Consider the following 22,349-nt stretch of genomic DNA (forward strand, 5'->3'; position numbering starts at 1 on the left):
CCCCATTTTACCCTATTCCCTTTATAAATAAAAACCAGCCTGGTTCCTTAACCAGGCTGGTTTCTAAGAAAACTTTGATTATGATACTTCTAAATGTAGATCGCCTGGTTTAACTTTACCCATCATCTTCAGTACCCGATGTAAGGCAAGTGTGATCACAGCTGGCAATACCATACCCACTGCCACATAAACCAAGAACGTGTACAGCCCCTGACCAGTTATGATGGCAATCGGGGCAATCATTGAACTTAACCCCATACCTCCAAGCTCATACGGCACTTGAAAATCGAATGCCAAGGTAGCGATAGGGGCACAGATGATTGCCGCCACAAAAGGCGGAACTACATATAATGGTTTTTTGATTAAGTTAGGAAATTGAACTTTTGGCGTAACGACCATCTGTGCCAGGAACCCGCCCATATCATTATCTTTATATGACATGACAGTGAACCCGACAAACTGAACGGTACATCCGATTAGAGCTGCAGCACTGGAAACGGGATCTAATTGCAGGGCGATCGCCAGTGCAGCGGAAGACGCCGGTGTCATCAATAAAATGCTCCATACCAAGGCTATGACCATGGAACCGATTAAGGGAGAACCCTCGACCGCGGCGGTGGTTTGACTGCTTATCCATGTTAGGAGCGGAGTGGTGACAAGAGCCAGGCCATATCCCGAAACTCCGCCGACAAGAACTGCTCCCATTGGGATGGCCATGATGTCCAACTTCGTTTTGCCGATTAGGCGCTTACCTATATATGTTGCAATTACTGCTGCCAGGACAGCACTTAGTGGCTGACCCGTAACAATCGTGAAGGCACCCTCAGCAGTTCTGTGAATGGCAGCACCTCCAACAGCACTTGAAGCCATGGCGCTAAAGATAATTAATGAATTTCCTCCTAGCTGGTATGCAATACCTGCTCCTAAAGCTGGTGCTAGCAAGACCTTTGCGGCCCCGCCTATTGCCAGGAAGACCTCCCAACCTAAATATCCCCCTATGGATTCAAACAATAACCCGATCCCTAATGTAACCAAGACAGCGTTGGCTATCCCTGTTGATGCCCTGTACATTCGATCGCTGATGTATTCTTTTCTGCTCACTTTATCTCCACTCCTTAATTAATTATCAGAATATTCAATTTCAAAAAATCGAAAAAAAAATAAATGTCTTCATTTTAAAAGCCCATTAAGTATATCGCACCGCTACCTATAATGTCTGCCCGTATAATAACATGAATTTTCTGATAATGTAAGTGGTATTTTTATTCTAATAAAATAAAAGCGTTTTCAAAAAATAAGGTTTGAATACACTCTTATACAAGAAAAACAAATATAGTATTATTTCAAAATAAATTATCCTTTTTAAGGATGTGCTGTATGGAGATATTTCGATATATTTGCAGCAAAAAAAAAGAACCCGATTCAAGGATTCTCTCACTAGCTGGATTTATGACTTTTCTAATAGATACCCATCTCATTTCTATTGAAAACCTTCCAATTTTGCAAAAGTGTTCCTCAAAAATTGGTAAAACAATTTCTCCGTTGGCATCAGTTCCCTATCAGTCGGAACGATGACCCCTACAGCCCTGGTTACGGATGGATCCTCTAGCGGCAATTTAACCGTAAAACGAGGCAAGCTATCAATCAAGGAAATCTCAGGAATCAAGGTTATACCCAGACCTGCTGCCACAAGGCCTTTTATAGCATCTGTATCCTTTCCTTCGAATGCCACTTCCGGTTCAAAGCCATGCAGTTTACAAGCATTCATAACGAGATCCCTTAAAACATATCCCTTTGGATATACGATGAACGGGTTTCCTTGAAGCTCATTTAAGGATAATGATTTCTTCAATGACAAAGGATGGCTTTCTGGTAAAAGGGCAACTAAGTTTTCAATAAATAGCGTTTCACCTTTGATTTTCTTTTCATTCATCGGCAGTGGGCCAATCAAGGCCATGTTTATGTTACCTTTTATCACAGAATCTATCAGGTAGCGATATGAACCTTGTTTCAATGTGAATTTTGCCTGCGGATAACTTTCCCTGAAGTCGGAAATGACCCTTGGCAATATATAAGAAGCTAAACTGCTGGGAAATCCAATGCGGATTGTCCCTTTTTCTGGATCCAGGCTTTCAGCCATCTCACGCTTGGCACGATCGATTATATTCATAGCCTGTTCCATATGAGATAAAAATGTATGTCCTATAGGTGTCAATCTAATCTTTCGGCCTTCCCTGATAAATAAGGGCACGCCCAGCTCTTCTTCTAAATTGTAAATTTGGCGACTGACAGCAGACTGGGCAACATGCAAGTCCACTGCTGCTTCCGTCATATGTTCACGCTTTGCCACTTCAATGAAATATTCGATTTGCCTTAATTCCAATCTAAGCTCCCTCTTTCATATCAAAACAGCATGTTATTTATCTAATATTCAGATTGTTCGTTTCACTTTTAAATTATATCATGAAAGTATCATATAAAAACCGATAGACTTACCCTATTTAATATTTTATGACTATATTTAAAGGAGAGAGAACAATGACAACTTCACAGGAAGTCGAGCATGAGGAATTACAAGATGCCAGAGAGTTCGTAAGTCAAGTATACGCACAGGTAAAGGAGCGTAATCCCCACGAAAGTGAATTCCACCAAGCCGTAAAGGAGATATTCCTTTCATTGGTCCCCGTTTTTGCGAAACATCCTGAATATATGAAAAGCGGGATATTGGAAAGGCTGGTTGAACCCGAAAGAATGATCACCTTCCGTGTCTCTTGGGTTGATGACCTGGGAAATGTTCAAGTCAACCGTGGTTTCCGTGTACAATTCAACAGTGCAATCGGGCCATTCAAAGGCGGTCTTCGATTCCATCCCACTGTAAATTCCAGCATCATAAAGTTTCTTGGTTTCGAGCAAATCTTTAAAAACTCTCTTACAGGCCAGCCGATTGGTGGGGGAAAAGGCGGATCGGACTTCGATCCAAAAGGAAAATCGAACGCGGAAATCATGCGTTTTTGCCAAAGTTTCATGGCAGAACTAGCTCGCTATATCGGACCTGATACAGATGTACCGGCTGGTGATATCGGAGTCGGTGCAAGGGAGATCGGTTACCTGTTCGGTCAATATAAAAAGATGCAGGGCAGCTACCAAGCTGGTGTTCTAACTGGTAAAGGCATAAGTTATGGCGGAAGCTTGGCCCGTACAGAAGCGACTGGATATGGAACGGTTTATTTTGTCGAAGAAATGCTAAAAGACAAAGGGTTACAATTCCATGGCAGCACTGTCGTTATCTCCGGATCTGGCAATGTATCCATTTATGCCATTGAAAAAGCTACACAGCTAGGCGCAAAAGTTGTTGCGTGCAGCGACTCCAATGGCTACATATACGATGAAAATGGTCTGAACCTCGATACAATTCGACGTCTAAAAGAAGTGGAACGAAAACGATTGAGCGAGTATATCGATGCGCACCCGGAAGCTGTATACCATGAAGGAAGCTACGGCATTTGGTCTGTACCATGTGACATCGCACTTCCTTGTGCCACACAAAATGAAATCGATGAAGAAGCAGCAAAATTACTGGTCAAAAATAATGTGAAGGCGGTCGGTGAGGGTGCTAATATGCCTTCAACCCTTGAGGCCATTGATGTATTCCTTAATAACGGCATCCTTTTTGGACCAGCAAAAGCGGCCAATGCAGGCGGCGTAGCCGTTTCTGCACTCGAAATGGCCCAAAACAGTGCCAGAATGCCTTGGACTTTTGAAGATGTCGATTCCAAACTGCATGAGATCATGAAAAACATCTATAAAAACAGTGTAGAGGCTGCAGAAGCATATGGTTCGCCTGGCAACTTAGTTGTTGGGGCCAATATTGCCGGATTCCTTAAAGTGGCGGACGCTATGCTGACTCAAGGTATACTCTAGCAATCAGTTGATTTAAGAGGCGGTTCCGATGGGCCGCCTTAAAAGAGTGAACTCACTTTCTTTTACTCTCTTATTCATATCAATTCAAGCTGAATATCCACACTCAGATAACATCAATGAGATTAAAACAATTTTTAATACTACAAAAAGAGTGCCGGAAAAGTTCCGGCACTCTTTTTGTTTGGAAGACAATCATTCTTTAGTGACCAATTTCAATGGAACGGATATTGTGTCGTCCACTTTGTCGCCTTTTAAGATTTTTTCAGCCGCATTAACCGCTTCTACACCGATAAGTGCCGGTTGTTGGGCGATTGTAGCCTTTAGTTCACCATTTTCAACTGCTTTCAATGCATCATCATTTCCGTCAAAACCAACTACGATGATGTCTTTTCCTGCTGCCTTGATTGCTTCAATGGCACCAAGTGCCATTTCATCATTATGGGCGAATACCGCTTGGACGTCATTATTGCCTTGCAGGATATTCTCCATGACGTTAAGCCCTTTTGTCCGGTCGAATTCCGCCGTTTGGCTTGTCAGGACATCTAACTGCTTGTCCGCAATATTGTGGAAACCTTTCCCTCGTTCACGAGTTGCAGATGCTCCGGATACCCCTTCAAGTTCTACCACTTTCGCTTTTTCGCCAAGCTCTTTAACTAGATATTCTGCAGCCATTTCCCCGCCAGCCACATTGTCGGAAGCGATGAACGTTTCAATGTCGCCTTCGTCTGAAGAGCGGTCAATCGTGATAACGGGAATGCCCGCTTCATTTGCTGATTGAACGGCTGAAGATATTGCCGCAGAATCAGTAGGATTCACAAGAAGGACATCAACCTTTTGAAGAATTAAATCTTCAATTCCGCTAATTTGTTTTGCCGTATCATCCTGGGCGTCAACAACTGTGACTTTCATGCCTTTTTCTTTTGCTTCTTTTTCAATACCATCTTTTAAGGAAACGAAGAATGGATTGTTTAAAGTAGAGATGCTGACTCCGACTTTCACGTCTTTCATGGAGTCTTTCTTTTCTTTTTTATCATCTTTTAGACCAGAATCCATTGAACATGCAGCTAAGACCATTAAAGAAAGAACCATGATGATCGATACTATTTTTTTCATTGATTACACCTCTTCTTATGATTTTTTACGGTCGAGTAAGACCGCGATTAATATAACTGCACCTTTTACCACTTGCTGGTAGAAAGAGGATACACCAAGTAAATTCATGCCGTTATTCAAGGTACCGATGATCAAGACACCCACCAGCGTACCGAACAATCGCCCTTTACCGCCTGAAAGGCTCGTTCCACCTAGCACCACGGCTGCGATGGCATCCATTTCATAGGATTGGCCTGCCGTCGGCTGTGCTGAATTCAGACGGGATGTTAAAATGGCACCAGCGATTGCTGCCATCGTACCGGCCAGACCATATATGGCCACCTTGACTCGGTCAACTTTAATCCCAGAAATACGGGAAGCCCTTTCATTCCCGCCAATGGCATATGTTTTACGGCCAAAGGATGTTTTATGAAGCAGGAACCATAGGATTAAGAAAGCGATGACCATCACAACCGCTGGTACTGGCACTCCCAGGAAGTAACCTCTCCCCAGCATCTGGAACATTACAGAATCGCCAATTCCAGTAATCGGCTTTCCATCTGTATACACAAGCGTTAATCCCCGGAAAATCGTCATGGTGGCCAGTGTCACGATGAAAGGCGCCATTTTTCCTTTTGAAACGAGAATCCCATTGATTACACCCATTATTGCACCTAGCAGAATCCCTACTAATATTGCTAAAATCGGATCTAATCCCGAGACCATCATACCAGCCATAAGTGCGCTGGATAGAGCTAAAATGGAACCGACGGACAAGTCGATGCCACCTGTCAAGATGATAAAGGTCATTCCAAATGCAATAAGTGCATTGATGGAGGTTTGACGCAATAAATTCAATATATTATTCGGTTCCATGAATGATGGATTTAAAACGGTTATTACGATAAATAAAAGTACTAGGGCGAGTAACGGACCAAATTTCTGCCAAATCCCGCTTTTCCCTGTAGCCTCAAGTTTCATCCTAGTTCCCTCCTGTCGCCAATGCCATAATTTTTTCTTGCGTCGCTTCCTGCTTTAACAATTCCCCAGCAATCTCACCTTCGTGAACCACAAGGATTCTATCACTCATTCCAATGATTTCCGGAAGTTCTGACGAAACCATGATGATGGCGATGCCTCGCTCCGTCAATTCATTCATTAACTCGTAAATTTCACGTTTTGCACCAACATCTATGCCTCGGGTCGGTTCATCCATAATTAAAACTTTAGGGGAAGTGCCGATCCATTTGGCTATTACCACCTTTTGTTGATTTCCTCCGGATAGATTGCCGATGACCGTTTCAGCAGAAGAAGTCTTTACATGAAGTCGCTTAATCATCATTTCGGCAAAGTTCATCTCATCTTCCGTTTTTACGATTCCGTTAGGAGCAAAACTCTTGAGATTCGGCAAGCCGATATTTTCCCTTACAGAAAAGTCCAGGATCAACCCCTCTTCTTTACGATTCTCCGTAATGAAAGCAAGGCCGTGTCGAACTGCATCCGTTGGTTTTCGTATGGAAACTTTCTTGCCTTCAATGTTAATTTCACCGCTGTCTATTTGGTCGACACCAAAAAGGGCGCGCATTATTTCTGTTCTGCCTGCTCCCATCAATCCGGCTACACCGACAATCTCACCTTGCCGGACCGCGAAATGGATATCTTCAAAAAGCCCCTTTTTAGTTAAACCTTTTACATCAAGGACTATGTCGCCAGGATTCGCTTCACGATGAGGAAAACGATCCTCCAGCTCCCGCCCGACCATTTTTTGAACGACTTCATCGAAATTTGTATCTGCAATTCTTTTTGTATCGACTGTTTTCCCGTCACGCATTACGGTGATCCTGTCACAAATGGCGAATATTTCTTCCATTCGGTGAGAAATATAAACAAGCGATACACCCTTTTTGGTAAGTCCCTTCATCACTTCAAAGAGCTTCTCTATTTCCCTATCAGTTAAAGCGGCCGTGGGCTCGTCCATGATGATGACTTCGGCATCCGTCATGAGCGCCTTGGCAATTTCAATCATTTGCTGTTCCCCGACAGAACAAAATCCGGCTTCCTTATCAAAAGGAAGGGAAATATTAAGTGTTTTAAAAATCTCGTTTGCACGCGCTTTCATTTGTTTCGTCTTCAGAACACCGAAAGTATTCACCATTTCCCTGCCGATAAATAGATTCTCCAGCACGGTCATTTCTGGCCAAATATTCAATTCCTGACGGATAAAGGCCATTCCCGCCTCTTCCGCTTCCTTTGAATCCTTGAATGAGGTTTCCTTACCGTTAATCTCAATCGTTCCTTGATCTTGTTTATGCAGCCCGGTCAAAATGTTCATCAAGGTTGATTTCCCCGCACCATTTTCTCCCATTAGTGCATGTACTTCCCCGGCCTCTAAAGAAAAATGAACACCTTCCAATACCTTGTTTTGACCAAATGCTTTATAAATATTGTGCATTTCGATTTGCATGCTCATCATCTCATTTCTTTAAAAGAATACTCCAGACTGCAATATGCAATTTGAATATGGCGTCGTCTCCCCGGTCCGGATTATTGCTTTCGCGTTACTTGTCAGCCTTTTAAAATCCTCATGGGAAACATATTCAATCACTGCTCCGAATTGCTGCTCCATATATTGATGCTGTTCCGGGTTTTTAACCTTCACTTCTGTGGCAGCGATTACTTTTTCAACAACCATATCTTCGTGAATCGCCCGGACGACATCTTGAAATGATGGTGTTCCAGGCGTCAATGCTAAATCTATCTTGCAAACTCCAGGTGGCACCGGCAGCCCGGCATCACCTACGACAATATAATCGGTATGACCAAGGTCAACCAGGACCTTGGCTATTGAACTATTGATGATTCCTTGACGTTTCATGCTTCAAAGCCCCTCTCGACCTCTATCCTTTGCGGCATGCCACCTTGTGCGCCTAACTTCGTCACGGAAATGGAGGCTGCCCGGTTCGCGAATAACAAACATTCGTCAAAACTTTTTCCTTCTGCAACAGCCACGGCAAAGGCAGCATTGAATGTATCCCCTGCCCCTGTTGTATCCACCGCTTCCACTTCAAAGCTTGGAACAACCTTTTCTTCATGTCCGTCAAAATAACGGACGCCATTTTTTCCTTCGGTAATGAATAATTTATTGGGATGCTCAGTCAAGACTTTCGTTCTATCTCTCCCATTGAATAGTATCTCGAATTCATGTTCATTCGGAGTAAGGAATGATGCCTGTTGAATGACAGCCTCGCTTAGCTTGCGGGCGGGAGCTGGGTTCAATAGTAATCTCTTTTGAAGCGTTTTGCATAATTCAGCCAGATATTCCACCGTTTCCTCAGGTATTTCCTGCTGAACCATCACGATATCCGATTCCTCTATCACCTTTTTCGCCTTTTGTACATATTCAGGAGTAATGAAATCATTCGCACCTTTTACGACAATAATGCTGTTATCACCTTCCGAAAGGGTAATGTGTGCTGTCCCGGAAGCAGAACCTGTAACCGGTTCCACATACTCCGTGTTTACATGATTTTTCTTCAGGTTTTCTAAGATGATCTCTCCATAGACATCATCTCCTACACATCCAACCATCGACACTTCTGCACCAAGACGTGCAGCTGCAACAGCCTGATTCGCTCCCTTTCCTCCAGGAACCGTGATAAAGGACTCTCCTAAAACCGTTTCCCCAGCCATTGGCCGCTTGGCTGATGTCACCACTAAGTCCATTGAAGAACTTCCCACTACTGCAATTCTAATCATGTCTTCTCCGCCTTCCTTCTCGTTGTTTGTCTCTCCACAAAAGAAACAGGGAGCTTTTTATGTGTTACTTCCATTTTTTCTTGATTGATCCTTTTAATTAGCATTTCCGCCGCTTGTGCCCCCATCTCATAGGCTGGCTGCCGAATTGTCGATAACGGCGGGTGCAATAACGCTGTGAAGGCGATATCATCATAGCCGATCAATTGTATGTCTTCCGGTATCCGTATTCCCCGTTTTAAGATTTCTTGAAGTGCGGCGGCTGCAACAATATCATTACAAGCGATGATTCCATCCGTTTCCGGATATTGCTCGAACAGCTGCTTCACGCAAGTTTGGCCGCCCTGAAGAGTTAGGGATGAATCCATGACTTGCACATTCACTTTTGCTTGTTTCAATTCTTCCAATGCTGCCATGTACCGTTCATATACAGGTTTTATTTCAACTGGCCCCCTAATGAGGACTATATTTGTACTGCCTCTATCCAGCAATACGCGTGCTGCCAGCTTACCGCCTGTCTTTTGATCGGAATAAACAGCTGGTAATTTCTCTGCTGTACGGTCTAGAAGGACAACTGGAATATCCAGATTATCGAAATTTTCATTGGCTTCTTCACTAGTTGAAGCAATCATGCCCACTACATTATTTTGCAAAAAAGTGTCAATATATTCTATTTCTTTATCTCTCTTTTCATCACTATTTCCAAAAATTAACCGATACCCAAATTGCTGCAGATAATCCTCGACACCTCTTGCCATTTCTGGGAAGAAGGGATTCGTAATGTCCGGCAAAATCAAACCAACCAATTTGGATTTACGTTTGTAGAGGGATCTTGCCACTTCATTCGGTTTATAATTTAATTTTTCAACAGCTGTCATGACCACCTTTTTTGTGTCCTCATGTGCATAGCCACTGCCATTCATAACTCTGGAAACCGTTGCCACAGAAACCCCAGCTTCCTTTGCAACATCCCGAATAGTTGCCAATATATCACCCTCAATAATTTTGTGTAACCGTTTACACAATAGCTTATCACCAATTTATATGAACGGCAAGCCCTATTCCAAAGATAATTTTTGAGAAATTTGGACCAAAAAGGATAAAATAATCCTTTTGTTAACTATTATCGCTCTATAAATTTTTTAACAAAGTTGATTGGAACAGGTGTACGAGACTCCTGCGGGAAAGAGCGTCTAGGGGAGACCCCGCAGGCGCAAGCCGAGGAGACTCCCTGACCGCCCGCGGAAAGCGAGTGCCTGGAGCGGAAATCAACGGTCTAATTGTAAAAGCCAAAAGAAAACTGGCCCAAAAGTCTGAGCCAGTTTAACTTTATAGCGTTTTTGCAGGTAACTTTTCATAAAGGGCATTATTCACATGCCCAAACTCAGATGCATGCGGGCGATCTTCACCATCGCTATAACCATATTGAAGCATCCGATTTCTATTCAGGCAGAGTTTCGTTAATTTTGGCGCAAAGAAATTGAATGTATCGAAACGATCCTGTAACATCGGGAATTTTTTCTGATGTGAAAGGATTGTTTGAGCGACACCTTCCCAAAAAACATTCTCATCCAAAAGGGACCTCTTCATCAGAAGTGTGGACAAATATCGGAAATGACAGATGAATAGTCCCGTGAAAATGAATTGAACCAGCCCCTCGGGAGTCTCACTTCTTAGTACTTTCCTTAAATCATCAGGAAGGCTGCTTAATTCAGGAAGCGGCTGATCACTGACGTTCACATCATCTACAAAATCCTTGATGGCCAAACGGTGAGGCTTGTAATCCTTCAAAACTAAAATGGTATTTTGACCATGCGGCGAGAAGACCAATCCATATTGATAGATAAAATGTAGTAATGGTGATAGAATGACGTCGAATAATTGAGCTGTCCAGGCTTCTGCAGTCAATCCCGATTTTTCAATAAGACTTTCCACATATGGTTTTCCATTGCTGTCCACATGTAAAAGGGACGCAAGCGTAATGGGTTTTTCGCCTTCTTCCATATAACTGTATATGCTTTCTCTCCAAATGCCACCCAGCATCTCTAAATATTGATAGGGTACATTCTCTAACTTGGAGTAAAACGGATGATCAACATTTAAACTGGCCACTTCACCAGGAAGCACTACTTTGCATTGTTCTTTCAAGAATGAATCATTTTCATAAATGTTCTTTATATACGTTGTGATTTTTGGGGCAATTACTGTGCGCTCCGCTGGTAATCCACGGTAGACTAGCGTATTTAAAATGCTCATCGGCAGCTTTACATGATGTTTATCCTTATTCGATACATTAACAAATGTCCGAATGGATTGTTGCGGCAGATACTCATCAGGACCATTTCCCAAAGCTACGATCAGCCCTTTAGCCAAGTCATCGGTAAAGTTCTGGATGATTACATTCTTCCACTGCCATTCATGGACTGGGAGGTAGTAATAGTTTTCTGCGTTCAGCCCTTTTTCCGTCAATCTTTTTGCAAATGATTTTTGGGTTTCCCCATCCAGTTCATTCTCCATCAATTGCTTATAGGATAACGTTTCGATTGAATTGAACTCACCCCTCGTTTTATGGACGGCAATCCAAGATAACTGAACTTCCTTCTGGTTTTCTGGAGCGAACTTCAAATAATCATCATAACCGAATCCGATTCTTCCCTTGTTATAAGCAATCCAAGGGTGACCGCTCATTTCTCCTTCAAGTAATGCATAATCCAGTTCGACTAAATCATCCGCATCTTGTTCAGGTTTGGATAGCAATTGGAGATCCGCAAGCAGCGTATGATGGAATTCTTTGATTAAATGTCCTGTTGTTTCTGCAGTCATCCCAATTAACGGCTGGATGTCTAGAATGAATTGAATGGCATCATTGGCTTGTGTAAAACCTTCCGTTTCACATACCCGGATCGACTCGGCTTGTACTTCATAGCTGTCAAAAAGGCGGGGAGACGCCAAAAATTGATAAGATTTCCCCTCATTTATCTTTAACTCATATAGGTTTCCTGTTGCATTTTCGTTCAGAACAGCTGGATGGATCATATCTTCATACATGTACTCAGAAATCATCTTGGCCAGCAGGTTTTGGTTTACTATGTACCAATTTTTTTCTGAAACCGCCTGTTCCACTTCATTTATGAACTGCATATAATTCTCCCTTCCCTTCTCTTAGTAAGCCATGATGGGTGATTTTACACGGAATGACTGAAATGCACCCTTTGGCTCGGATGGATAAACTTCTTTACCTGCCAATTGATTGATGATAATCGAATTTCGGAATGCCCCTAAGCCTAGATCCGGAGCACCCACACCATGTGTATGCATCTCGCCATTTTGAATAAAAAGGTGATTCGGTGTAGAGATGGCCGTTCCTACCCGATAATCTTTCGTTATTGCAAGACGCCCCAAGTCATCACGGACTAAATGGTCTTCCATGGTTTCAAGGAATGCCGGAAGGGTTGATTTATAACCCGTTCCAAAAACAATCGCCTCTGTGTCCACATCAAAATCGCTATCTTCCACCCACTGTCGGCATTTCAATCTCCAGCCATTTTCGGCGGGGGTAACTGCCGCAACTTCCGTCATGGCCCGAAGTTCAATGGAAAGTTCGGCATTTCCAATTGATTTTTCATACATCTTGTCAAAAATTGCTGCAATTGTCGTAGCACTGATCCCTTTATACAATAAATCCTGTTTCGGCAAAATTTCATCCTTCTTTTCCTGTGGCAGCCGATAGAAGAAATCAAGGTAATCTGGAGTGAAGTATTCTAACCCGAGTTTTGAGTATTCCATAGGGAAAAATCCCTTGGATCTTGTATACCAGTTTAGCTGGTAACCATACTCCTCCTGCTCATTAAGCAAATCCAGAAAGACTTCGGCTGCACTCTGTCCAGATCCGACAACCGTTACGGACTTTTTCTTTAAGACATTTTCTTTATTCCGTAAATAATCGGCCGAATGCAGGATGCTCTCTCCCATATATGGATGAAAGGCCGATGGAACAATCGGGGCGCTGCCAATTCCCATGACTACATGACGGCTATAATAGACATCGATCTTTTGTGTTTGTGCATCCCTTACACTGATTTGATAGCAGGGTTCACCTTGATCCCCTATATATTCAACCGCCTCCACCGCTTTTCCAAAACGGCAGCTATCAAGTTGACGGGCAGCCCAGCGGCAATAGTCGTTATATTCTTTTCGTGGAATCAAGAATTTTTCAAGGAAGTAGAAATGATAAAGCCGATCATGCTGCTGTAAATAATTCAGGTAACTATATGGGCTTGTCACATCTGCCATGCTAACCAGATCGGCAAAGAACGGTACCTGCAGAGTTGTCCCTTCCAACAGCATCCCTTCATGCCAATTAAATTCCTGCTTTTTCTCAAAAAAGACGGCATTCAACTCCGGAGTTTTCTCCAAAAGTGCCGCAAGTCCAAGATTGAAGGGACCTATCCCTATCCCTACCAGGTCATAGATAGATTGTTGCTTCTCCATACTTCCACTTCCTCTCGAAATTCTCCCGTGTACATGACATTAGCAATGCTGTTTTATCAGGGAGCTCAATTTCTTTAATTGGGGTAAACCCGCACTTTTCAAATAGGTAAATCATCTTTGCATTTCGAATATCCGGTTCAGCCATCACTTTCTTTGTTTTTGCAGAAAGTAGTTGGTATTTCACCATTGCACGTAAAAACGGCAAAGCCAGTCCTCTTCCTAGATAATCCGGATCACCAATGAGTAAATGAATTCCTTGGTCTCCCTCTTCAGATTCATAATAATCTTCGATGATATCGCCTTTTACCCAATACGATTCCCAATAGCTCATGGGAATTGAGTCCAGGCAGCCTAAAAAGAGTGTTTGGTGTGTATCTGCCAATGCCTTTTTTAAATGAACAGCGAATTTTTCTTTTGTGAAATTCAAGTTCCAGTAGGGTATCACATGATCTTCATGCATCCATTTATGCAGTGTATCTACATCCCTCTCAAATTCAACTTTGACAAATGAAAGCTGTTGATTACAGTCCTTCAGCATTTCTTCATAACTATTTTTCATGGACGGCCATAACCCCCTGCGCGAACGGATTATCAATCGTTGTATAAACGGACTGTGTCTCAAGTGAACCAACAAGCTCATCCATATCGTGAAATCTCGTCAGTAAATTAGCCTTACAAGATAATTCCCGGGCATGAAGCAACCTTGAAACAACTCGATTCAACCCTTCATCTTCGCTTTCCATGCTGCTTGTTTCAAGTTGTTCCTGAACGAGCTGCAACAGTGTTTTTTCAGATACTAATCCTTCCGTACCAAAATTATTGATTAAGCCTAATAAGTGATTAAAAAAGAAATAGTATTGCAATCTTTCTTCAGCGACTTCATCAGAACAAATCGTGAAGCTTTTTTCACTTAGTTCAGGCAAGATCTTCAGCAGCCTGTCCACTTTGGACTCACAATAGTAATACCCTTGATTATCACGATAATAAAAAGTGGCTGGATACCCATCTTGAAGTTGAATGATGGAATTTTGTTGATGGGCTTCTAAAACAATTCCATACTCTTCAAATAGCCAAAGCATCGGTTTCAATGTCATTGACAGATAAGTTTTGAACCAATCCTTACTTACTTCTTCGGTACTGCGGTTTTCATCAGCTGATAATTTGCGGATGATCGCCCCAAGTCTTGATGGTGCACCATAGGCATTATCCTGACATAAGCCGGCAATCAGGCTTGCTTGTTTATCGTTTTCATAAAAAGGATTTTCCCGAATATCAACATCGAATCCTGATTCTTGCTCGGTTGTTTTGATCGTTAGGTAAGCAGGGTCCTTGATAATACGGAAGGATGGGTGCCGTTCTTTTAGGTCGTCACCCACTTTAGAATCTATTAATTTTGCAATTTCCACTCCACGATCTAGTTCTTTTTGCAGATTTGCACGTAAAGAATTCGTGATTTTAACCGGAACGGAAAATTTGTACATATATCTCGATGTGGCACTATATACCGTTCTAAATGAAGAGGTAGCCGTGAATTTTTTCCCAAGCGGTCCTGCATAAACTAGTGTCCCTTGCTCGATTAGCCTCTTGACCTCTTCTTTTTCGATAAGTACTTTTGCCTGGAGCGGATGTGCCGGGATGATGATATACCGGCTTTCCTTTTGGCAATACGTTTCTCTGAATTCACTGGAAATCTCCAAGTCGCCGGCTAATTCCTGTTTAATGATCTCACTTGCCGATCGGACTTCACTAGAATCCTGGATGACAATCGAAGGTTCTGCCAGGAAGTAGTGCAGCTGAAACTCCCCTTTTAATTCGGGTGAATAGATCCATTCATCTTTTTCTGAAATGCCCTGCTTGCTTTTCGGCGTCGGGTGGAACAGGTGCCCGAATAAAAGCGACTGCTCTGCTTCGATGTAGGTGAAATCTGGACTTTGAAGTGCATCAATGTCTTCCGTCCTGCCTTCAACATACCGTTGAATATTTTGGCTGCTAAGGATGACACGCAGCATCAATTCATCTTCACTATCCGTCCGCCCCTGCTCATTCAATAATTCTTTAGAAACAATCGAGACCATTGTCACGTAATCTAATTCATGTACTTGTTTGGATGCCGTTTGATAGTAAATCGGGAAGTTGAAAATATGACGCCCCGTTTCCGACCAATATTTAAGCGGAACAAGCAATACAATATCTTGGGATATGAGCTTACTGACTAATAATGGACCCGGAACGGCCCCCTCCAAATTCGGCCAGTTTTTCGTTTCTTCTAAACTGTAATTTCCGGTTTCCCGGAAATAACAATTCAGAAAGCTTTGCATCGTCGCCCTTTCAGCTATTTGCTTACCATTCATCTTCATTCCTCCATCATCTTGAACATTTCACCTAATACTCGAATTTCGTCTAAAATTTCCTCTATGTGTTCAAGCCTTGTCATTGGATTCAATAGTGTCATTTTTAAATATACCTGTCCTTCAAAACGCGTTTTTGCTAAAAATGCCCGTCCGCTTTTCAGTAATTCTTGCTGAATCTGTTTATTTAATAGATTTACTAACTGATCACTTTCTCCCTCGGGATTATAACGGAATACAACCGCATTCAATTCAGGATCTTTATTCAATACTGTGAATCCTTCTTCTTTATCGATCTTCACAGCCACTTCACGTGCAAGGTGACAAGTATAGTCGATCATTTCGGCAAAGGAATCCAGTCCAACGACCTTCAATGACATCCAGAGTTTCAGTGCGTCGAACCTTCTCGTCGTTTGAACCGATTTATTGACTAAATGAACCATGCCCTCCGCTTCATCTTCCTGTGGATTCAAGTAATCGGCGTGATGCTGGATATATTGAAATGAGCTGCTGTCAGAGACAAGAAAAGCACCACAACTGATTGGTTGATAGAACAATTTGTGAAAATCAACCGTAATCGAGTCGGCCCGTTCAATTCCGCTGATTAACTCTTTGTAATCCTTACTTAAAATCATTGCGCCTCCATATGCTGCGTCCACATGCAGCCATATCCCATTCTTCCTTGCAGCTTCGGACAGTTCGTGTAATGGATCTATTGAACCAAAATCCGTTGTTCCACAAGTTGCAACGATGGCAAATGGAAGTAAATCCTGTTCCTCTAAAAGCAGTAATTGTTGATTTAATTCAGCTATGGACAGACGGTGATTTGAATCCGTTTTAATGGTGATTACAGCCTGTTCACCAAGCCCCAGCTGTGCTGCTGATTTACGAACCGTAAAATGGGCAGCCTCGGAGCATAGGATCCGCAATTTTTTCGCCTCGGCCGGTAAGCCATGCTGTTGAACGTCAACACCCCAGAAACGCTTACAATAAGCGTCCCTCGCCAATAACAGGCCCATATAATTAGATTGGGTTCCACCGCTTGTGAAAATACCATCCGCTTGTTCCGGTAACCCTACCTGGCTGCACAGCCAATCTATTAAACGCTCTTCAACGAAGGTTGCCGCCGAGCTTTGGTCCCATGAATCCATGGATTGATTCAACGTACCGATAATCATTTCCGCAGCCACGGCAGGTATTAATGTCGGACAATGCAAATGTCCGATACAAGCAGGGCTGTGCACATTGATGCTGTCATTAATAACAAACTCCGCCAGCTCATCCGCTACTGCTTCCATTGTCTTCCCTGTTGGAGAAGCGAGGGTCAGCTCGCTTAATCTTGCTTCTATTTCATAAGGTTTTTTCCCTGAGTATGGTGATTTGTTCCCATTTAAAAAGTTCGTCAGCTTTTTTTCAATGATTTTTAATGACTGGCTGTAGTTATTGAAACCTTCTTCGTTATTCAAAAACAATCGAGAATAAGCAAAATCAGTTTTATTTATCATTTCAATCATTGATCATTCACCCTCTTGCAACAGCTGCACGAACAGCTTGTTCAAAAATTGCAGTGGCTTCGCGAAGCTGGGATTCCGTTACGATCAATGGAGGCAAGAACCTCACTACACTACCATGTCTGCCGCCAACTTCCAGAATCAGCCCTCTTTGAAAACACTCCTGTTGAATGGCACTGGCAAGTTGCGAATCAGCAGGATGGCTTCCATTCGCATTTTGCGGTTCTTCATGATTGATCATTTCTACACCGACCATTAATCCCCGGCCTCTGACATCACCGATCTGCTTAATATCTTTTTGCAAATCTTTAAGAATATCCTTTAAGATTTCTCCCATTTTAGCGGCATGCTCCACAAGATTCGTCTCTTTCATGTATTTTAAAGTTGCTGTTCCTGCTGCCATTGCCATTTGATTTCCGCGGAACGTACCGATATGTGCACCTGGTGACCATAGGTCCAGCTCTTTGTTATAAATCACCACCGATAATGGAAGACTTCCGCCTATTGCTTTGGATAGTACAAGAACATCCGGAACGATTCCTGCATGTTCAAAGGCAAACATTTTCCCTGTACGGCCGATACCTGATTGAACTTCGTCGATAATTAGCGGAATGCCCTTCTCTTTTGTTATTCTTCTGATTTCCTTAAGCCATGGAATTGGAGCTGGAATGGAACCTCCCTCGCCTTGTACTGCCTCCAAAATCATTCCTGCAGGTGCCAATAATCCAGATTCGGGATCATTCAATAGATTTTCGATATACTGGCTACTGATTTTATGGCTTTCTTCTCCGCCTATTCCAAAAGGACAGCGATATTGATAGGGATACGGCAGGAATTGTACATCTGGCATTAATCCTTGTATTTTTTCCTTTGGTTTTGTATTGCCGCTGATTGACATGGTTGCATGTGTTGCCCCGTGGTAAGCTCCTTGGAAGGATAAAATGCTTCTATTGCCTGTTGCTGTTTTAACCAGTTTAAGTGCTGCCTCAATGGCATCTCCGCCAGTAGGACCGCAGAATTGAATTTTTGCGTTTTTCCTGAATTCCTCAGGCAGGCATTCAAAAATTTCATCGACGAACTGCTCTTTGATCGGCGTCGTAAAGTCCAATGTATGTAAAGGACGTTTATCCTTAAGAATTTTTTCCATCGCTTCAAGCACTGCCGGATGATTGTGTCCAAGCGCTAATGTTCCAGCCCCGGCAAGAAAATCAATATATCGTTTTCCATCCATGTCTGTTAGGTAAATTCCCTCCGCTTGATCGATAGCCATGGGTAATCTTCTAGGATAAGATCGGGCATTTGATTCCCTTGTATTTTGTTGTTCCAGTAGTTGATCATTTTTAGTAAGCGTGTTCGTTACCATATTAAACCTCCATGTATTGAATTAATTGAGAATAATTATCATTATCATGAACTTCATTCTACTGATAATGATAATTATTCTCAATGAGTAAATTCACTCATTTTTCTTCTAGTAAATTCCAATAAAATTAAGAAAAGGTTAAAACTGGGGCGTATTCTCTATTTATCTATTGAATATAAAAATGTTCTTAAGGTTTTATTAAGATTCTGTTTATAAGCTGAACGCAGTCAAAAAATCAAAGTAAAGGAGGAACAACAATGAATGGTTTAAAGGGAAGGCGGGAACTCAAACATGCAATCACCAAAGCGGATTGTCACCTATTAAGAAATAATCTGCAAAACTTCATGAGGCTTGATCCCCATGGGCTGGATGGGAAATATTTAATTCGAAGTGTGTATTTCGATAACTTTGACAATAAAATCCTCCGGCAAAAAACAGAAGGGTTCTATCACAGGGATAAGTTCAGGGCTAGACTTTATGATCATAATACCGATTTCATCAATCTAGAAAAAAAGAGTAAGCGGAATAATCTTACCTATAAACAGAAGTGCAGGCTTTCCGCCGAAGAATACGAACGGATTCGTTCAGGGGATATAGCTTGGATGTCCGAAGATTCAAGGGATATCCTCAGGGACTTATACGTTCAGATGACCCTTTTCCAAATCAAGCCGACAACCGTCGTTGACTATGAAAGGGAGGTATTCATCTACGAGTATGGAAATGTGCGGGTCACCTTTGACAGTAATGTGAAAACGAGCTATCGGGATACGGACTTCCTGAATCCCGAATTAATCGTTGTCGATGCTTTAGACCCAGATTGTGTCATCCTGGAAATAAAGTTTGACGAATTTCTTCCGGATATCATCAAACAATTATTGTCCATCATCGATACTAGAAAAACAGCTTTTTCAAAATATCAACTAAGCAGAAGATACGGCTGATTGCAGCAACACATAATATTTGGAGGAATAGAAAATGGATACGACGACAACAACTAGCACCACTTTTAATGATATTTTCAAATCAAGCTTTTTGGACAAGACCGAGAGCTTTTCAATCATTGACTCCCTAATTGGATTACTGTTGGCATTTGCCATCGGATTGTTCATTTACGTCATTTATAAGAAGACCTTTTCCGGTGTGATGTACTCACACAATTTCAATATTTCCCTCATCATCATGACAATGGCCACGGCTTTGATCATCATGGGCATATCAACTAATATCGTTATCTCCCTGGGTATGGTCGGTGCACTCTCCATCGTACGATTCAGAACGCCCATCAAAGATCCCATGGACTTGGTCTTCCTGTTCTGGGCAGCGGCATCCGGGATTTTATGCGGGGCAGGACTAATTCCGCTGGTTATCATCGGTGCCATTTTAATAGGTATTGTGATGCTCATATTTGCCAATCGGATCACTGTTGAAAATCCATTTTTATTAATCGTTAAATATTCAGATGCATCAATTGAAAAAGCGTTAGAAGAAATGATATCCAACAAGGTGAAAAAGCATTCCGTCAAATCAAAATCTGTCATGGCGGATAATAACCTCGAAGTGACATATGAAATTCGATTAAGAGATAATAATGCGGAATTCATTAATCAAGTCAAGGACATGAACAGCGTTCACTCTGCCATCATGTTAAGTTATGATGGCAACTTCACAGCTTAAGATAGATGGCGGACATAAAAATCCATGCCCACCCCTCTATATAAGACTACAGGAGGAAGGAGCCTTGGCATGTTAAAAACAAGATATGTTGTAGCGACCATTGGATTATTGATAATAATTTTTATAGCGGTGATGTTCTTCCTTCCCAATCTTCAAGTTGAAAAAGCCACTAAAGGGAATACTTATACAGAATCTGTATTTGACCAAAGTAAGGTGACAACCGTTGATATAACATTGGCTGATGAGGATTTAGATTCCATGCTGGATAACCCCTCTGAAAAGGAAATCGTTAATGCCGATGTAACGATAGATGGGGAGACAGTCAAAAATGTGGGGTTTCGCACCAAGGGAAACCTTTCCTTGAATTCCGTTGTTCAAATGGGAGATTCCGATCGTTACAGCTGGAAGATAGACTTTGATTATTATCAGGAAGATCAAGATTTACACGGCCTGAAAAAGTTGGCCCTAAACAATAATTACAGTGATCCCACTTATATGAGAGAATACCTTTCCTATGAATTAATGGACAAGATGGGCATTGCGACACCAGGACATTCCTATATGTACGTGACCATCAATGGAAAGGAATGGGGCCTTTATCTAGGTGTGGAAGCTATAGAGGAAACCTTCCTAAGTAACAACTTCACTGATGGCATAGGCGACCTCTATTATCCGGATGGTACGGGAAGCGATTTAAAGTGGATCAGTGATGACATTGATGACTATACAGGAATAAACTTGAAAACAAACGATCATTCGGGCCAATCCGCCATGATCAAAATGCTTGATGCCATCAATAATGGTGGGAATGTGGAGGAAGTCCTTGATGTCGATGAAATGTTGCGCTATTTCGCAGCCAATACTGCCCTTGTCAACCTCGATCACTATCAAGGAGATAAAAAGCACAATTACTACCTATATGAAGAGAACGGGGTCTTTTCGATATTGCCTTGGGACTATAATATGTCATTTGGCGGTTATTCCGGAGGCGGCGGGCGACAGGCAGGCGAAACCGATCAAGAAAATAAAAATGAAGGCAATGAAGAGGCAGCTGACCAAAAAGATGGGGCTACGGCTGAAAGTAACGACGATGCTGCTAAGCAAGATGACACGGAACAAGTTGGAGAAGTACCGAATAAGAACAGTGGCGGAATGATGGATATGAGTTCAAATTTCATGAATGAAAGTAATATCAACTTCAGCATTACCGAACCTGTTTCAGGTACGACCCTTGAAGATCGTCCTTTATTGAATGCCCTGCTTTCCAACGACGGGTACCGTGAAAAATATTATGATTATCTAGACGACATTGCCACAGATTTTTTCTCTGAAGAAAATATGACAGCAATGACCACTGAAATTTCTACATTAATCACACCATATGTGAAAAAGGATCCGACCAAGTTTTATACTATGGACGAGTATACAGAAGCAACATCAGGCGAGGAAACCCTGGTTGACTTCGCTATCCAACGTGCTGAATCCATCTTGGCACAGCTTTCTGGAGACCTGGTTGTGGAAGCTGAGACAGAAAGCAGTATGGGCGGCGGAGCACCGAATATGGGCGATGACGCAAATGCAGGCCAGCAACCACCAAACATGGGCGGCGGCGAGAATGGGGCTGCCATGCAGCCCCCTGACATGGACCGCGGCGGGAATGGTGCACCTCCTGGTATAAATGGGAACATGGGCCAAAATGGGGCAGGTAACAGTAGCTCCTCCAAAAATACGATCATTCTATCTTCCGTGCTCCTAATCTTATTATTAGGTGCAATGGCTTTCGCCCACTTCTTTAAACGAAGAGGTAAAAAAGGATAATAGACTCCTCCCCCTCCAATATGAAAAAGGTGCAAAAGGGAGTTAGGAATGGTTCCATCCCGAAACATGATTAAGACTAGGGTATACTAATGGTTTTTTACTGTTTTTTGAAACCCTCACTGGATTGAAGGAATTTACGACACACCTGCCGAATAACTGGCTAGCCAAGACACCAAAGGCACTTGCTTTGATGAGGCTTGGCAGACAGTCGGCGGAAAGGGAGCGAATTTCTGAAAACACCTGGAACCTTTTTTAAAGAAAACTGAAGGCAAACTGTTTTTTCGAATTATCTATAGTCTGAGGTATCCCAAAATATTCGGGATACCTTTTTATTTAATAGGGCGTAGTGCCTTTTCCGGGTTATTCCTCCACATTTGA

General features: G+C 42.4%; 18 protein-coding genes. 4 read left to right on the forward strand and 14 right to left on the reverse strand.

From position 1 onward, the window contains the following. Window positions 1-78 precede the first annotated feature (78 nt). Window positions 79-1,071 (reverse strand): PTS sugar transporter subunit IIC, encoded by a 993-nt coding sequence (locus NYE63_RS28200; RefSeq protein ID WP_342605885.1) that lies wholly within the window; start codon window positions 1,069-1,071, stop codon window positions 79-81. A 409-nt stretch (window positions 1,072-1,480) separates the two neighbouring features. Continuing rightward, window positions 1,481-2,383 carry a LysR family transcriptional regulator gene (locus NYE63_RS28205; protein ID WP_342603645.1) on the reverse strand — a complete coding sequence of 301 codons (903 nt, stop codon included), beginning with the start codon at window positions 2,381-2,383 and terminating at the stop codon, window positions 1,481-1,483. Between the two features lie 155 nt (window positions 2,384-2,538). Between NYE63_RS28205 and gdhA the strand changes: the two genes are divergently transcribed. Continuing rightward, window positions 2,539-3,921 (forward strand): NADP-specific glutamate dehydrogenase, encoded by a 1,383-nt coding sequence (gene gdhA, locus NYE63_RS28210; protein ID WP_342603646.1) that lies wholly within the window; start codon window positions 2,539-2,541, stop codon window positions 3,919-3,921. A gap of 192 nt (window positions 3,922-4,113) precedes the next feature. Here the strand turns inward: gdhA and rbsB are convergent, their stop codons facing one another. The 12 genes from rbsB to NYE63_RS28270 form a co-directional block, all read right to left on the reverse strand. Then, the gene (gene rbsB, locus NYE63_RS28215; RefSeq protein WP_342603647.1) at window positions 4,114-5,034 is read right to left on the reverse strand and encodes a ribose ABC transporter substrate-binding protein RbsB; all 921 of its coding nucleotides are present in this window, start codon (window positions 5,032-5,034) and stop codon (window positions 4,114-4,116) included. A 15-nt stretch (window positions 5,035-5,049) separates the two neighbouring features. Further along, entirely contained in the window at window positions 5,050-5,994 is a 945-nt protein-coding gene (gene rbsC, locus NYE63_RS28220) for a ribose ABC transporter permease (RefSeq protein ID WP_101223945.1), read from the reverse strand. Window position 5,995: 1 nt separating this feature from the next. After that, window positions 5,996-7,477, reverse strand: coding sequence for a sugar ABC transporter ATP-binding protein (locus NYE63_RS28225; RefSeq protein WP_342603648.1), 1,482 nt, complete (start codon window positions 7,475-7,477; stop codon window positions 5,996-5,998). A gap of 18 nt (window positions 7,478-7,495) precedes the next feature. Beyond that, window positions 7,496-7,888, reverse strand: coding sequence for a D-ribose pyranase (gene rbsD, locus NYE63_RS28230; protein WP_342603649.1), 393 nt, complete (start codon window positions 7,886-7,888; stop codon window positions 7,496-7,498). Beyond that, window positions 7,885-8,769 (reverse strand): ribokinase, encoded by an 885-nt coding sequence (gene rbsK, locus NYE63_RS28235; protein WP_342603650.1) that lies wholly within the window; start codon window positions 8,767-8,769, stop codon window positions 7,885-7,887. The genes rbsD and rbsK overlap by 4 nt, the downstream gene beginning before the upstream one ends. Continuing rightward, the gene (locus NYE63_RS28240) at window positions 8,766-9,752 is read right to left on the reverse strand and encodes a LacI family DNA-binding transcriptional regulator (RefSeq protein WP_342603651.1); all 987 of its coding nucleotides are present in this window, start codon (window positions 9,750-9,752) and stop codon (window positions 8,766-8,768) included. The genes rbsK and NYE63_RS28240 overlap by 4 nt, the downstream gene beginning before the upstream one ends. 343 nt (window positions 9,753-10,095) lie before the next feature. Then, complete coding sequence (locus tag NYE63_RS28245; protein WP_342603652.1) at window positions 10,096-11,907, reverse strand: IucA/IucC family siderophore biosynthesis protein; 1,812 nt, start codon at window positions 11,905-11,907, stop codon at window positions 10,096-10,098. A gap of 21 nt (window positions 11,908-11,928) precedes the next feature. Next, window positions 11,929-13,257 (reverse strand): lysine N(6)-hydroxylase/L-ornithine N(5)-oxygenase family protein, encoded by a 1,329-nt coding sequence (locus tag NYE63_RS28250; protein WP_342603653.1) that lies wholly within the window; start codon window positions 13,255-13,257, stop codon window positions 11,929-11,931. Further along, window positions 13,232-13,816 (reverse strand): GNAT family N-acetyltransferase, encoded by a 585-nt coding sequence (locus tag NYE63_RS28255; RefSeq protein WP_342603654.1) that lies wholly within the window; start codon window positions 13,814-13,816, stop codon window positions 13,232-13,234. Before NYE63_RS28255 ends, NYE63_RS28250 begins: the two co-directional genes overlap by 26 nt. Further along, window positions 13,806-15,608: an IucA/IucC family protein gene (locus NYE63_RS28260; protein ID WP_342603655.1), complete on the reverse strand. Its 1,803-nt coding sequence runs from the start codon at window positions 15,606-15,608 to the stop codon at window positions 13,806-13,808. Before NYE63_RS28260 ends, NYE63_RS28255 begins: the two co-directional genes overlap by 11 nt. 2 nt (window positions 15,609-15,610) lie before the next feature. After that, window positions 15,611-17,119 (reverse strand): aspartate aminotransferase family protein, encoded by a 1,509-nt coding sequence (locus NYE63_RS28265; RefSeq protein WP_342603656.1) that lies wholly within the window; start codon window positions 17,117-17,119, stop codon window positions 15,611-15,613. A 7-nt stretch (window positions 17,120-17,126) separates the two neighbouring features. Further along, the gene (locus NYE63_RS28270) at window positions 17,127-18,479 is read right to left on the reverse strand and encodes an aspartate aminotransferase family protein (protein ID WP_063234280.1); all 1,353 of its coding nucleotides are present in this window, start codon (window positions 18,477-18,479) and stop codon (window positions 17,127-17,129) included. A 257-nt stretch (window positions 18,480-18,736) separates the two neighbouring features. Between NYE63_RS28270 and NYE63_RS28275 the strand changes: the two genes are divergently transcribed. From NYE63_RS28275 to NYE63_RS28285, 3 genes are all read left to right on the forward strand, one after another. Beyond that, window positions 18,737-19,420 (forward strand): polyphosphate polymerase domain-containing protein, encoded by a 684-nt coding sequence (locus NYE63_RS28275; RefSeq protein WP_342603657.1) that lies wholly within the window; start codon window positions 18,737-18,739, stop codon window positions 19,418-19,420. A 34-nt stretch (window positions 19,421-19,454) separates the two neighbouring features. Next, complete coding sequence (locus NYE63_RS28280; protein ID WP_342603658.1) at window positions 19,455-20,153, forward strand: DUF4956 domain-containing protein; 699 nt, start codon at window positions 19,455-19,457, stop codon at window positions 20,151-20,153. 69 nt (window positions 20,154-20,222) lie between these two features. Then, the gene (locus NYE63_RS28285) at window positions 20,223-21,971 is read left to right on the forward strand and encodes a CotH kinase family protein (protein WP_342603659.1); all 1,749 of its coding nucleotides are present in this window, start codon (window positions 20,223-20,225) and stop codon (window positions 21,969-21,971) included. Window positions 21,972-22,349 lie beyond the last annotated feature (378 nt).

Origin of the sequence: Peribacillus sp. FSL E2-0159 (assembly GCF_038643155.1) — a bacterium.
GTDB lineage: Bacteria > Bacillota > Bacilli > Bacillales > DSM-1321 > Peribacillus > Peribacillus simplex.